This window comes from Enterobacter cloacae complex sp. IR53041 (genome assembly GCF_049238285.1).
GTDB classification, from domain to species: domain Bacteria; phylum Pseudomonadota; class Gammaproteobacteria; order Enterobacterales; family Enterobacteriaceae; genus Enterobacter; species Enterobacter roggenkampii.
Window position 1 is genome coordinate 22,044 of the sequence record NZ_JBMKHB010000021.1, and the last position, 13,437, is coordinate 35,480.

Annotated in this window: 14 protein-coding genes and 2 pseudogenes; 7 read left to right on the forward strand and 9 right to left on the reverse strand. The window is 51.6% G+C overall.

The window, feature by feature from the left end:
- Positions 1 to 32 precede the first annotated feature (32 nt).
- The 4 genes from ACOTXF_RS15530 to ACOTXF_RS15545 all read right to left on the reverse strand — a co-directional run bounded on the left by ACOTXF_RS15530 (position 33) and on the right by ACOTXF_RS15545 (position 4,480).
- Positions 33 to 596 (reverse strand): DJ-1/PfpI family protein, encoded by a 564-nt coding sequence (locus ACOTXF_RS15530; protein WP_008501260.1) that lies wholly within the window; start codon positions 594 to 596, stop codon positions 33 to 35.
- A gap of 217 nt (positions 597 to 813) precedes the next feature.
- A complete protein-coding gene (locus ACOTXF_RS15535; protein WP_021240268.1) occupies positions 814 to 954 on the reverse strand; it encodes an Ecr family regulatory small membrane protein in 141 nt (46 codons plus the stop codon).
- 74 nt (positions 955 to 1,028) lie between these two features.
- Positions 1,029 to 2,264, reverse strand: a complete 1,236-nt coding sequence (locus ACOTXF_RS15540; protein ID WP_008501261.1) for a sensor domain-containing diguanylate cyclase — start codon at positions 2,262 to 2,264, stop codon at positions 1,029 to 1,031.
- Positions 2,265 to 2,356: 92 nt separating this feature from the next.
- Positions 2,357 to 4,480 carry a putative bifunctional diguanylate cyclase/phosphodiesterase gene (locus ACOTXF_RS15545; RefSeq protein ID WP_047745741.1) on the reverse strand — a complete coding sequence of 708 codons (2,124 nt, stop codon included), beginning with the start codon at positions 4,478 to 4,480 and terminating at the stop codon, positions 2,357 to 2,359.
- 457 nt (positions 4,481 to 4,937) lie between these two features.
- On the opposite strand from ACOTXF_RS15545, the gene ACOTXF_RS15550 reads away from it, so the two are divergent.
- The 4 genes from ACOTXF_RS15550 to dbpA all read left to right on the forward strand — a co-directional run bounded on the left by ACOTXF_RS15550 (position 4,938) and on the right by dbpA (position 9,076).
- Positions 4,938 to 6,080, forward strand: coding sequence for a methyl-accepting chemotaxis protein (locus ACOTXF_RS15550; RefSeq protein WP_234115317.1), 1,143 nt, complete (start codon positions 4,938 to 4,940; stop codon positions 6,078 to 6,080).
- A 155-nt stretch (positions 6,081 to 6,235) separates the two neighbouring features.
- Positions 6,236 to 7,219: a zinc transporter ZntB gene (zntB, locus tag ACOTXF_RS15555; RefSeq protein WP_021240264.1), complete on the forward strand. Its 984-nt coding sequence runs from the start codon at positions 6,236 to 6,238 to the stop codon at positions 7,217 to 7,219.
- Between the two features lie 273 nt (positions 7,220 to 7,492).
- Entirely contained in the window at positions 7,493 to 7,675 is a 183-nt protein-coding gene (locus ACOTXF_RS15560) for a hypothetical protein (RefSeq protein WP_071530964.1), read from the forward strand.
- 27 nt (positions 7,676 to 7,702) lie between these two features.
- Positions 7,703 to 9,076, forward strand: coding sequence for an ATP-dependent RNA helicase DbpA (gene dbpA, locus ACOTXF_RS15565; protein WP_047745743.1), 1,374 nt, complete (start codon positions 7,703 to 7,705; stop codon positions 9,074 to 9,076).
- A gap of 42 nt (positions 9,077 to 9,118) precedes the next feature.
- Here dbpA and ttcA read toward each other — a convergent pair whose 3' ends face one another.
- On the reverse strand, positions 9,119 to 10,054 hold the full coding sequence (gene ttcA / locus ACOTXF_RS15570; RefSeq protein ID WP_008501267.1) for a tRNA 2-thiocytidine(32) synthetase TtcA: 936 nt from the start codon (positions 10,052 to 10,054) through the stop codon (positions 9,119 to 9,121).
- A gap of 35 nt (positions 10,055 to 10,089) precedes the next feature.
- Positions 10,090 to 10,179, reverse strand: a pseudogene (locus tag ACOTXF_RS15575) (hypothetical protein); the annotation flags it as partial.
- A gap of 133 nt (positions 10,180 to 10,312) precedes the next feature.
- Here ACOTXF_RS15575 and ACOTXF_RS15580 point away from each other — a divergent pair.
- Complete coding sequence (locus ACOTXF_RS15580; RefSeq protein ID WP_234115316.1) at positions 10,313 to 11,047, forward strand: YnfC family lipoprotein; 735 nt, start codon at positions 10,313 to 10,315, stop codon at positions 11,045 to 11,047.
- Here ACOTXF_RS15580 and ACOTXF_RS15585 read toward each other — a convergent pair.
- Both ACOTXF_RS15585 and ACOTXF_RS15590 read right to left on the reverse strand, forming a co-directional pair.
- A pseudogene (locus ACOTXF_RS15585) lies at positions 11,012 to 11,251 on the reverse strand (integrase core domain-containing protein); the annotation flags it as partial. The gene ACOTXF_RS15580 and the pseudogene ACOTXF_RS15585 sit on opposite strands and share 36 nt — an antisense overlap.
- Positions 11,252 to 11,308: 57 nt before the next feature.
- Entirely contained in the window at positions 11,309 to 11,677 is a 369-nt protein-coding gene (locus ACOTXF_RS15590) for a hypothetical protein (protein WP_084832007.1), read from the reverse strand.
- 268 nt (positions 11,678 to 11,945) lie between these two features.
- On the opposite strand from ACOTXF_RS15590, the gene ACOTXF_RS15595 reads away from it, so the two are divergent.
- Positions 11,946 to 12,479: a GNAT family N-acetyltransferase gene (locus ACOTXF_RS15595; RefSeq protein WP_232927306.1), complete on the forward strand. Its 534-nt coding sequence runs from the start codon at positions 11,946 to 11,948 to the stop codon at positions 12,477 to 12,479.
- 33 nt (positions 12,480 to 12,512) lie between these two features.
- On the opposite strand, the gene ACOTXF_RS15600 is transcribed toward ACOTXF_RS15595, so the two are convergent.
- Positions 12,513 to 12,923, reverse strand: a complete 411-nt coding sequence (locus ACOTXF_RS15600; RefSeq protein ID WP_047745534.1) for an ASCH domain-containing protein — start codon at positions 12,921 to 12,923, stop codon at positions 12,513 to 12,515.
- A 287-nt stretch (positions 12,924 to 13,210) separates the two neighbouring features.
- Here ACOTXF_RS15600 and ACOTXF_RS15605 point away from each other — a divergent pair, with 287 nt between their 5' ends.
- The gene (locus ACOTXF_RS15605) at positions 13,211 to 13,420 is read left to right on the forward strand and encodes a hypothetical protein (protein ID WP_126287803.1); all 210 of its coding nucleotides are present in this window, start codon (positions 13,211 to 13,213) and stop codon (positions 13,418 to 13,420) included.
- Positions 13,421 to 13,437: the final 17 nt, after the last annotated feature.

Consider the following 13,437-nt stretch of genomic DNA (forward strand, 5'->3'; position numbering starts at 1 on the left):
GTGCTTTCCGGCAGCGATGAGACCGTGACGTATTATTCTAACAACGCATTAAACTTCGCCAGCCACTGCGGATGGGCGGGCCACGCGGGAGCCGTCACCAGGTTGCCGTCAACATGTGCCTGATCGATGCCGATCGTGGCATAGTGTCCCCCCGCGAGACGGACCTCAGGAGCACAGGCCGGGTAGGCGCTACAGGTACGGCCTTTCAGGATGCCCGCGGCAGCGAGCAGCTGCGGGCCATGGCACACCGCCGCAATCGGTTTGCGCGCGGCGTCAAACGCCTGTACCAGCTTTAACACGTCCTCATTTAACCGCAGATACTCGGGCGCTCTCCCGCCGGGGATGAGCAGCGCGTCGTAGTCCTGCTCCTTTACGGCGGAAAAGTCGGCGTTGAGGGTAAAGCGGTGACCGGGTTTTTCGCTATAGGTCTGGGCGCCGTCGAAATCATGGATTGCCGTTATGATGTAGTCGCCCTTCGGTTTGTCGGGGCAGACGGCATCCACCTGATGACCAACCATCTGTAACGCCTGAAAAGGCACCATGGTTTCGTAATCTTCGGCATAATCGCCCACCAGCATCAGGATCTTCTTGCTCATCATTCCTCTCCCTTGTCATTAAAGATGATTAAGATATAGCCTGGCGTGGCTGAAATGCCGGAAATAAAAAAGCCCGTCAGAGCACGGGCAACATAAGCAAGTGAATAAGTGATTCGTTATCAACGTAGTTGGAGGATAACGACGCGTATCTTACGCGGCCGTCAGGCTGGCAGATACCTGACAAATTCGGTAGGTGAAACACGATATTAAACGTGCGTTAAGGGGCGTCGAAGGTCGGGTAAAGACTATTTTCGAGAAACTCGACGAGATACCAGATTTCCCCGCTAAAAATAAACCAGAAGCCAAATATAATAAGGAGCAAAATAATTAAGGTGAGTATTATTTCTGTTTTGCCCATTGCAGATTTTACCCACCTGACGTTAATTTATTCGAGGCAGGCATTGTAGCGGGGCTTTCCCGTATACTCCAGTTTCATGCTGCAAGGACTTTATTGCGCCCATCATTTTTAGCGCGATACAGCGCATCGTCTACACGCTTAAACAGCTCATCAATCGTCTCCCCCGGGTTATGTCGCGCCACGCCAATGCTGACGGTAAACCGTGGTAAGCCCGGAATCGTAATGCGGGCAACGGCTGCACGGATCGACTCGGCAATCTGCAACGCGGTGTCGAGAGAGGTATGCGGCAGCAGGATGACGAACTCTTCGCCCCCCCAGCGGAACACCATGTCGTTCTCCCGACTACAGGCTTCCAGCGTTCGGGAGAGGGCAATAAGCACCTCATCGCCCTTCAAATGGCCAAACAGGTCGTTGATGTTTTTGAAGTGATCGGTGTCAACCAGCAGCAGGCTAAACTGCTGCTGGGCAGGTCGATTATTGAGATTGTTGGGGTCGGTAATCGCGTAGAACTGGCGTCGGTTGAGTAACCCGGTCATGGAGTCACGTAACGCGGCATGTTCCAGCTCTTGCTCCAGTCTTTTTTGCTCGGTGATATCGTGGATGATGCACAGCATCAGCTTGTCACCGTAGATCTCAATGGGCCCGGCATACGTCTGAACATGGCGGGTGGAACCATCGGCAAGGCGGTGAACAAAGTTGAGCGGCTTATGGCCGCCGGGCAGCGCGGCAATCGCGGTCATAATGGGCATCACGTCTCGCCCCAGGGTATTGATTTCCCAGGTATGCTTGCTGCACATACCATCATGCGAGTAACCGTAAAAATTGAGCGCAGCCAGGTTGGCATCAACAATCTGACCATCGCGGGCAGGATCGATTAACAGCATCGGCGCGCTGTTGGTCTGAAAAAAACGGGCGTAAAACCCCTGTTTTTTTCGCCGGTAGGTTGCGGAGCGGCTGGCCTTCAGTCCTGAGAGGATATGTTGGGCGATCCCCTCGAAGACAATCACATCTCCCCAGGGGGCGTAACGGGCAAGCGAGAGACGACAGCTTAACGGCGTATCCAGCCCATCCCGGCTTCTTATTGTCCAGATTTCGACGATCTCCTGCTCGGTTTTCAGTTCAGGTACATACATCGACAGGAGAGCTTGTGCATTCGCGGAATAGATGCCTTTACGCAGCTGATCGAGCGTCTTATCTCCCATAAGCTGCATTGCGACCACGTTCGCAAAAACGATCTCTTCCGAAACGGGTGAAATAAGCCACACGGGTGTTTTAATGACGTTCAGCGCTTCAAAACCGTTTTGCGACATAGGCATTTCCTGTTCATCGGCTTAATACGCCTGACAATCATGACAGACGTGACTCGTGTGTTCTGCTTTGAAACATACTCTACTAAACCCCGTCAGGCATGGTTTTTTTGTGAAATAAATGCGGCGTCCGTTTGAATTTTATTAAGGGGGATAATTTGCTTTTCTGAGTTTATCTGCAGAAGCAGCCACGGCACCTGTTCGGCAGGTAAGGGGCGGGAGAAGAGGTAACCCTGCAGGTAGTCGCAGCCGAGACGGGTGAGAACCGCCTGCTGTTCTTCCGTTTCAATCCCTTCTGCCACCACGTTCATCTCCATGGTGCGGGCGATACTCATAATGGTTTCAACCAGCTTGTAGGTTTTTTCATTTTCCAGCATCGACGTTACAAAGCTTTTGTCGATCTTGAGCTCTTTTGCCGGCAGCACGCTCAGCATCAGCAGGTTGGAGTAGCCCGTACCAAAATCATCAATCGAGACGGTGATCCCCGCATGATTAAAAGCGTTGAGCAACTCAATGCTGCGGTCGAGATTTTTCAGCGCGGTGCTCTCCGTGACCTCAAGGATCAGCCTGGACGGGGACAAGTTATATTTTTCCAGCATCGACGATACGATGTGGAAAATGTCCGGCTGCTCGAACTGGACGGGGGATAAGTTGAGCGATAACGTCCACTGGCTGAACCCTTGTTCAGTCCAGAAATGCAGCTGTCGACATGCCGCTTCAATGGCCCAGTTGCCCACCGGAATAATTAAGCCGGTTTGCTCCAGCGAGGGGATAAACAGACCAGGCAGCACAACGCCTTGCTCAGGGTGCCGCCAGCGCAGCAGGGCTTCAAAACCATGGATAGTCTTCTCTTGCGCATACCAGGTTGGCTGGTACCACAGTTCAAACTGATCGCGCTCAAGCGCCTGAGAGAGCTCCTGAAGAAAACCGGGTTTTGCCGGGATTGCTGTCGACATCTCGGTTCTGTAACGCGCCCAGCCGTTGCGGCCGTCGTCTTTGACGTGATGCAGGGCTGCATCAGCTTTGAGTTTCAGTTCATGCAGCGTCCCGCCATCCTGAGGATAGAGGCTGACGCCCGCACTCATTGTCGTGTTAAGCGTATGACCACAGATCGAAAGAGGACGTCGCACATCCTCGAGCAGCGACGCGAGCAGGGCGTTGAGTTTGTCGTCGTCACATTCCGGCACCAGCAGGATAAAAGCGTCACCTCCCAGCCTTGCCAGGGTCATCTCACGCGAGAGCCGGGAAGTGATGCGTTGTGCGACGGTGATCAATAACTCATCGCCGACGCTGTGACCCCAGGTATCGTTGACGCGTTTGAAGTGATCGACGTTCAGGAAAATAACGGCAAATTGCCTGTTGCTCAGCAACGCGCTGCGCAGGCAGTCCTGCATGCGGAGATCCATCTGATGGCGATTCGCGAGTCCGGTGAGCGCATCAAAGCGCGCCTGGAGCTCAAGCTGCCGATTGAGTTGTCGAAGATTATCCGTCAGCCGGCCGGTGCGCCGGTGAGAATCGATAAGGGAAATAATTAACATCACGCCAAGCAGGCAGAGCGTGGTGACAGAAACCCAGATGGATAACCCCAGCTCGCCGATCCCGCCGGGGAGGGTATGCGACATTTCCGGGTAATGCGCAGCGCTCATGCCGGTATAGTGCATCGCACAAATGGCGGCACCCATGACCAGGGCGGCGAGAAGGCGCTCGATAAAAACCCCTTTGTCTCGCAGGCGGAAAGCCAGCCACAGCGCCGTGCCGGACGCCACCACGGCAATGACCACCGACAACCCCACAATGCGGCGATCCCAGATAATGCTGCCATCCAGCATCAGGGCAGCCATACCGATATAGTGCATAGATACCACGCCTGCGCTCAGGATAGCCGTGGCAACGATCGGTCGAAACGAAGAACGTTTTTTTCCCGCGACGGCAATATCAAGGGCCGTAATCGACGCAATAATCGCGACGCCCAGAGACGCAAGGGTTAACCAGAGGTCATAGCGCATCATCATCGGCATCTGCATCGACAGCATGCCGATAAAGTGCATCGACCAGATGCCGATCCCCAGCGTCATACCCCCGGCAATGCGCCAGAACAGGGCAGCCTTTCGGCTGGAAAGGGGGATCTTTCCGGCACTGTCCAGCGCCACAAAGGAGGCGATAAAGGCCACCAGATAAGAGATAGCGATTAACACAGGGTCCCACGATATATTGAGCATTATGCAATCCCACGCCTGAGAGGGTTACCGATTTCGCCTGCCGGGCACATCTTAATCTGGCAACGAACATGCGCATTCAAACAATATTAGTTATTTATCGTGAAGCATGACCAGTCATATTAATACTCTACATCGCATTAAGAATATAAAATATATTCTCATTGTTAACGTATTAAGCATTGCTAAACAAGAGCGAATAAAAGTAGCAAAGCTCCTTAAATATAACGGCGATTGTATCGGTTCGCCGCAGCGGATGGTATCGCTTAACGTGGCGGCAGACCAGTATCACAGCATGCTGCGAAGAACATTTTCACTAATACGCTTTTTTCATCTGACTTAAGCTAAATCCCAGGCTGCTAACGGCGAAACAACAAACCCGTGAAGTTTCCGAGGAAAAACGTTTGTGCCAATGCTATAAGTCTAGATGCCGACCAAAATATAAAATGTGGGTATCATCATGCTAAGAAATATTAGTGTCAGAACCTTTATTATCGGGTTCCTTTTATCGCTATTTTTGGTAAACGCAGGTGTCGTTGTTCTAATTTCCAGCAAGCCCTCTCTCTTTATTTCCCTTAACGCTATCAATTTCGTTGCGCTATTTTTGCTTTGGGTCTATATGACCCGGTATCTTGTGACGCCGATCAATACGGTGAAGAAAAGTATTGAAGAGGTGACTGCCGGCAACCTGGGGGTTTCTATCCCGGAGTTTGGCAATAACTGTGCGGGGCGACTCATTCCCGGGATCAACAGCCTGTCCGGCAACATTGCGACGCTGGTGCGTGAGATCAGGGCGTCATCGCAAACCGCCATGACCTTATCGGATCAGCTCTCGACACGTAGCGCTCAGCTCTCGGTAAAAACCGAACAGCAGTCTGCGTCTTTAGTGCAAACCGCAGCCAGCATGGAGCAAATGGCGGCGAGCACTAAAAATAACGCCGATAACACCCGCCTGGCGAGTGAACAGGCGAATATGGCGACGCTGCAGGCGCGTAAGGGCGGGGAGCTGATGGGGCAGGTTGCCAACAATATGCAGTCCATAACCGAATGCGCCCAGCAGATGACGGAGATCATTTCGCTGATTGACGGCATTGCGTTCCAGACCAATATTCTGGCGCTCAACGCGGCCGTTGAGGCGGCAAGAGCGGGCGACCATGGAAAAGGTTTTTCTGTCGTTGCGGAAGAGGTCAGAAACCTGGCGCACCGCAGCGCAGAGGCCGCGAAGAATATCAAAGCGCTGATTGAAGTCACCAGCAGTAACGTCACGCAGGGCGCGACCGTGGTGTCGCAGGCAGAGAAGAATATGCATGAAATCGTGACGGGCTCGGGAAACGTCAGTCGCTTAATGGATGAAATCTTCGCGTCGACGTCTGAGCAGGAGAAAGGTATTTCCCAGATCACGCTGGCGCTTTCGGAGCTGGAGCGGGTCACGCAAAGCAACGTGGCGATGGCGGAGGAACTCAACGGCTCCTCGGATGTACTGCGCAATCAGGTGATTGAACTCCAGGCCCGCACCCGGAATTTCAGATTGGATCACGGGTCTTCGTCCCCATTACCGACCGGCTCACCCTCCTTCCTCCAGCAGCCAGAGCACTCTCTCTGAAAGCGACACGAAGCCTGGCATGCCAGGCTTTTTTCATACATCTGCCCACCCAGCTCAATTCCCGAGCGATTTCAGCGCGATGGAATACATAGTTGTTGCTTAACCCCTCATGAAAGCTAGACTGACACCGAAAGAGTTAAAAAGGTGGAGGTGCTGTGGAAAGCATTAAAGGATCTGAACTTAACGTTCCTGACGCAGTTTTTGCGTGGGTGCTGGACGGCCGCGGCGGTGCCCGACCGCTGGAAGATAATGATGCGATCGACAGTGCGCATCCCTGCTGGCTGCATCTGAACTATACCCATCCGGACAGCGCTGACTGGCTGGCGTCGACCCCGCTCTTGCCCAATAACGTGCGCGATGCGCTGGCGGGTGAAAGTCTGCGGCCCCGCGTAAGCCGCATGGGTGACGGGACGCTGATTACCCTCCGCTGTATTAACGGCAGCACGGATGAACGTCCGGATCAGCTGGTGGCGATGCGGGTCTATATGGACGATGGGCTGATTGTCTCCACCCGACAGCGTAAGGTCCTGGCGCTGGATGACATCGTCAACGATCTGAAAGAGGGCACGGGGCCGATCGACTGCGGCAGCTGGCTGGTGGATGTCTGTGACGCGCTTACCGATCACGCCAGTGAGTTTATTGAAGAGTTGCACGACAAAATCATCGACCTGGAAGATAACCTGCTCGATCAGCAGATCCCGCCGCGCGGTTTTCTGGCCTTATTGCGCAAGCAGCTGATTGTTATGCGTCGCTACATGACGCCGCAGCGCGACGTGTATGCGCGGCTGGCCAGCGAAAGGCTCGCCTGGATGAACGACGACCATCGGCGCAGAATGCAGGATATTGCCGACAGGCTGGGCCGCGGGCTGGATGAAATTGATTCCTGTATTGCCAGAACGGCGGTGATGGCGGACGAAATCGCGCAGGTGATGCAGGAGTCGCTGGCGCGAAGAACCTATACGATGTCCCTGATGGCGATGGTGTTTTTACCGAGCACGTTTCTGACCGGGTTGTTTGGCGTCAACCTGGGCGGAATTCCGGGTGGCGCTTATCGCTACGGTTTTACGGCGTTTTGCGTGATGTTAGTTGTTTTGATTGGGGGTGTTGCATGGTGGTTGCATCGTAGTAAATGGCTGTAAATTTACGCTTTTTTCATCTTTTTCCGGGATTAAAACGCTCTTTTAATTGAGCGAAGTCAATAAACATCTACCCCGTAAGGTGCAATATTACTCCCGCAGGTGAATGCAACGTCAAGCGATGGGCGTTGCGCTCCATATTGTCTTACTTCCTTTTTTGAATTACTGCATAGCACAATTGATTCGTACGACGCCGACTTCATAGTCGGCTTTTTTTTGCCTCCTGATTCTGAGCGTCTACCCTAAAAGGGATGACAGCAAATTATGGAGGGAATGATGAGCATCCTTAACGCTCTGCTACTGCCACAATCGCGTCAATCCGATCCTATCCCCAGCGATCCGGTACCTATGCCCGATCCCATCCCGCGTCCCCAGCCGATGCCCGACCCGCCGCCCGATGAAGAACCGATTAAATTGTCGCATCGAACCGCGAGATCTGCGAGGATACGCGCCATCTGACCGCAAAGATCACCACGAGAGACAATTGTGACCGCTTTTTCTACCCTGAATGTTCTGCCCGATGCCCAACTCGCTAACCTCAACGAGTTGGGATACCTCACGATGACGCCTGTTCAGGCGGCCGCCTTACCCGCCATTCTTGAGGGCCGTGACGTGCGCGTGCAGGCGAAAACGGGCAGTGGGAAAACGGCGGCCTTTGGCCTTGGCCTGTTGCAGCATATCGATGCGGCGCTTTTTCAGACCCAGTCTTTGGTGCTGTGTCCGACCCGCGAGCTGGCAGACCAGGTTGCGGGTGAACTGCGTCGCCTGGCACGTTTCCTGCCAAACACCAAGATTTTAACCCTCTGCGGCGGGCAGCCGTTCGGTGCCCAGCGTGATTCGCTTCAGCATGCGCCGCACATTATTGTCGCGACGCCGGGACGCCTGCTCGATCACCTGCAAAAAGGCACGGTCTCACTGGATGCGCTACAAACGCTGGTGATGGATGAGGCCGATCGGATGCTGGATATGGGCTTCAGCGAGGCCATCGACGAAGTGATCCGTTTCGCACCGGCCGATCGCCAGACGCTTCTGTTCTCAGCAACCTGGCCGGAAGCTATCGCCGCCATCAGCGGGCGCGTGCAGAAAAATCCTCTTACCATTGAAATCGACAGCGTAGATGCGCTGCCGGCCATCGAACAGCAGTTCTTTGAAACCTCGCAGCAGGGGAAGATCCCGCTCCTGCAGAAATTACTGAGCCAGCATCAGCCTGGCTCCTGCGTGGTGTTCTGTAACACCAAAAAAGACTGTCAGTCGGTTTGTGATGCTCTGAATGCCGCCGGGCAGAGCGCACTGTCGCTGCATGGCGATCTTGAACAGCGCGATCGCGATCAGACGCTGGTCCGTTTCGCGAACGGCAGCGCCCGCGTGCTGGTGGCGACCGACGTCGCTGCGCGCGGTCTGGATATTAAATCGCTTGAGCTGGTGGTGAACTTTGAACTGGCGTGGGATCCGGAAGTGCACGTGCACCGTATTGGCCGCACCGCGCGCGCCGGGAACAGCGGTCTGGCGATCAGCTTCTGCGCTCCGGAAGAGGCGCAGCGCGCCAATATTCTCTCTGAGATGCTGCAGATTAAGCTGAACTGGATGAATCCCCCAGCCGGCGTCAGCCTTGTGCCGCTGGAGGCCGAAATGGCGACCCTGTGCATTGATGGCGGTAAAAAAGCCAAGATGCGTCCTGGTGATGTACTCGGTGCACTGACCGGGGATGTGGGGCTGGACGGGGCGGATATCGGTAAGATTGCTGTCCATCCGGCGCATGTCTACGTCGCGGTTCGCCAGGCGGTTGCCCATAAGGCATGGAAGCAGCTGCAAAACGGGAAAATTAAGGGTAAAACCTGCCGCGTACGTCTGCTGAAATAAAGCATGAAGCGTCTCAGACGGTGTTTCTGAGACGCTAACCGCTTACTTCACTTCAAGCACGTTCAGACGCAACGCTTCAAACTGATTGTCATCGTCTTCCGGCTGCCAGCCTGCTGGCTGCATCGGGATCTCTTCCCGGTCAAACGCCAAATCTCCGCCGTTCACGACTTCTGACTCGTGATTGATGCCTTTAAAGTCGAACAGTTCCACATCCGCGAGATGGGAAGGGACGACGTTCTGCATGGCGCTGAACATGGTTTCGATACGACCCGGATAGCGCTTATCCCAGTCGCGCAGCATGTCGCCAATCACCTGACGCTGCAGGTTCGGCTGAGAGCCGCAGAGGTTACATGGAATGATCGGGAACCCTTTCGCCTGAGAGAAACGCTCAATGTCTTTTTCACGGCAGTAGGCAAGCGGGCGGATCACAATATGTTTACCGTCATCACTCATCAGCTTAGGCGGCATACCTTTCATCTTGCCGCCGTAGAACATATTGAGGAACAGCGTTTGCAGGATATCGTCGCGGTGATGGCCCAGGGCAATTTTGGTCGCGCCCAGCTCGGTCGCGGTGCGATACAGAATACCGCGGCGCAGACGAGAGCACAGAGAGCAGGTGGTTTTCCCTTCAGGAATTTTCTCTTTCACAATACCGTAGGTATTTTCTTCGACGATTTTGTACTCAACGCCCAGATTTTCGAGGTATTCCGGCAGAATGTGCTCCGGGAAGCCCGGCTGTTTCTGGTCAAGGTTGACCGCCACCAGGGAAAAATTCACCGGCGCGCTTTGCTGAAGATTACGCAGGATCTCCAGCATGGTGTAGCTGTCTTTACCCCCTGACAGGCAAACCATGATGCGGTCGCCTTCTTCAATCATGTTGAAGTCTGCAATGGCTTCGCCCACGTTACGGCGCAGTCGCTTTTGCAGTTTATTCAGGTTGTATTGCTCTTTTTTGTTAATCTCTTGATTCTGTTGCATTGAGTACTACCTTCGGAGCCAGCAGGGGCAAAAATTGTATGCCGCGTATGGTACGGATTCCGGCGGCGAATGCCAGCACGTTTTACTGCTGCGTGAAATCTGGCGCCGATACGTGATAAAGGGTAGCGTTCAGACGTTTGGATACGATAGCGACTTTATGGCAAACGGCGCAGTTGTGGCGCAATCATCTCCGCCAGTATCAATGTTGAAGATTAGCAGTAAGCATGCTGTAATGAGCTTACTTAATTTGAGGGTAACTTGAGCTTAGAATTAAAAATGATAAAAACTTCTACTCTTTTCCTTTGTACTTTCTTATTTTCAAGTATGGCTTTTGCAGAAAATCACTACATACCTCTACTTTATAACTTATCGACTATGTTTGATTTCAATCCAGTTAAGGGGGCTGTTAAATCCTTAGATACTGATGTTGAGGAGAATGGAAAAATCACTTATAAAATCTCCATCAGACTGAATAAAAATGGTTGTGTTGATAGCTTAAACCTTGATAATGTTTCTTCTAGGCATGAAACCATTCTAAAATATACAAATGGAAGTCTTATTGGCCATAGAGATGGCAAGTCTTTCTCAATACAACTTGATGAAAAATGTCACATTTTGAGTAAAAATGAAAATGGTGACGAGTTGCGTTACACTCTTTACCCGAATGGATTAATTAAAGACACCTATTTTTTAGGCAAAAAAATATCTGAACATTTTTATGATGAAGACGATAATTTGACGCGCTCTGAATTTTATAGTTCAGAAAGCGTTATGTCTAAAAATGAAATATCTTATGTTGATAAAAAAAGAAAGCCTCTTGATTATAAACTAATAAACTCATCAGTTTTCTCGGAGGGATATACAGCAACCAGTTCTTGTAATTATAACGAAATGCTTGTGCCTGAAATATGTAATGCCACAGTACAGAACGCAGGTAATCCGGCGCCGAAACCAGTTTCAATGACAGCGCATACGAAAGTTGAATTCTACTAGACTTAAACGATTCCAATAAGCTACCTCCGGCGTCAGGTTATTCAGGCATTCATGAGGACGCTCGCTGTTGTATTCATTCAGCCAGCGTTCAGTGATTTCCCGTGCTTCATTCAGCGTTCAGAACAGGTAAAAATCCAGGGTTTCTGTCCGGTACGTCCGGTTGAACCGTTCGATAAACGCATTCTGCGTCGGCTTACCCTGCTTGACTTGCTTATCGGATAAACCATTACAATGTTCATCTGCGGTTGGGCTTGGTAATGGCTAACTCCATTTAAACGATGCGTTTTCTTTATTGAATGTTATTGATGCATTACTCCATTCCTTGCCATCAAGTAACATTTCCACACACTGGGTAGGGTAGAGGTCATCGGCTGGCTGGAACCGCTCATATTCGGAGTCAGGGTTAAGCATCACATCATGATTAACGTTGACTATCCATCCATCGGGGTTTTCAGGATCGGATTGGCGAGTGCATAGCAGTCTGGCCTGGTAGAAGTCATCCGGGAGCCCTTCCAGCATGCAACCGGTAGCCCACTGGATAAGCTGTTCATTTGAATATTTCTGAGGAGCGGTATGTGTTTCTTGCTGTTTGCTGATTAATCGCTTAAATGTGTTCAGAAAGGGGAACATGTCATTTTCCTTTAGCTTGTAAGTCAGGCATTGTAGGGCAATTAGCGAGATTAGATCCATTCAATGGTTAATATCACCGCTAGCGCATAACGCCATTGATTTTCCTTCCATGGGATAAAGCAGACATTATTTGATATAAAATCTTCGACAAGACGTAAACCAAAGCACAAGCCCAGCGCCACCCATGATCCCTGTGTGCCAGAGCGGAAGTAACTTACATTGTGCTAGGGTGTTTTATCGGGACGAGTTCAACGAAGGTACTGGCTGAATGCAAGAGGAATTAAAGATGAATGTAGAGACGGCCCGCTTAATCCTGGAACCCTACAATGATTCACATTATGAAGGCTTAAGGGTAATGGATAGTGATGCTGAGGTGATGCGCTATATCAATAAGGGTATCGTTAAAACGCCCGAAGAAACCTGGGAGGGCATCAGAAGGGTGCAGGCTCGCTGGGATAAGTATCACTTCTCGTGGTGGGCTATCAGAGAGAAATCTTCTGGTGCGATCGTTGGTGCAGCATGCCTCCAGCACCTGGCGAACGTGGAGGGGGCACCATTAGAGATTGGCTGGCGCCTCGTGCCTGAACACAATGGCAAAGGCTATGCTACAGAGGCAGCGAAAGCGATCGTTGATTACGCTGTAGAACGGGTGGGAGCATCTTATCTGGTGGCCGTGGCCGATCCAGAAAATATCGCATCGCAGCGTGTAATGAAAAGGTTAGGTATGTCTTATAAAGCCATAGAGCGGCATTACGATACGGAATGCGTTGTGTACGAGCTTAACATGAGTAAGCCTGCTTAATTAAGCGACACATCACTGCCACTTTATCTCAGCTTACAGCACCTCAACCAATTCAAATTCTTCTGCGATCAGTTCCATATCTTCAGAAAAATGGCCTTCGCGGAAGAAAAATCGCTGATGCTCTTTCCGCCAGTATTCAAGGCTTAAATCACCTTCACCCTCTTTGCGAGCGAATTCCTCATTAACATCGCAAAAACGCACCAGTCGCATGGAAACCAGCCGGATCACACAGACCGGGACATTCTGACCATCAAGGATTATGTTGTAGCTTCCTATCCGTGGAGCAGAGACATCCTGCGAGTACGAGGCAAAAGATCCGCAGGTGGCCGTTTTGAGCCCTTTTTTAATCAGGTCCGCAAGCGCGTTCGCCAGTTCCGGGCTGTCACCCATTTGCCAGGCCGCTGCGCCTGGGTACGTCGTTTTTAATTCTTCAACCTTAACCATTCAAATCCCTTCTCAATCCTTGACCATAAGAAACATAATAGCGGTTTTAGCATAAACTCCCTCGATATTTGAAGCGTAATCGGCTTTCCTTCTATTTTTGTACACAGGCTGCCTGGAATACAAAGGGTTGCATGCATTGGTTGTGTAAATATATTCTTATGGGGTATCTGTGTGGTGAATCTGCTGCCTGCACCCCGGCGCGTGACGTTATAATCAGTAACGAGTCATCGGGATGCTATCGGCACCACGCATTTTCTGTAACTTTTATCCCATTGGAAGGGGTTAGCGTGTTCAAGCTTAATACATCTCTACTGGCGGTTTTGCTGCTGTCAGGCTGTAGCTCCGATCTGGTTCTCAACCCACCTAAGCAACCTGAATACAAGTCGATGCCTGAAATAACGCAGTCTGTGACGCCATCACAACAGCGTGCAATCATGGCTGGCGAGCGGCCTGACTGGTCAGAAAGAACGCCGGTCAAGACAATAAAGCAATACTAATAAGCACTTAACAACCA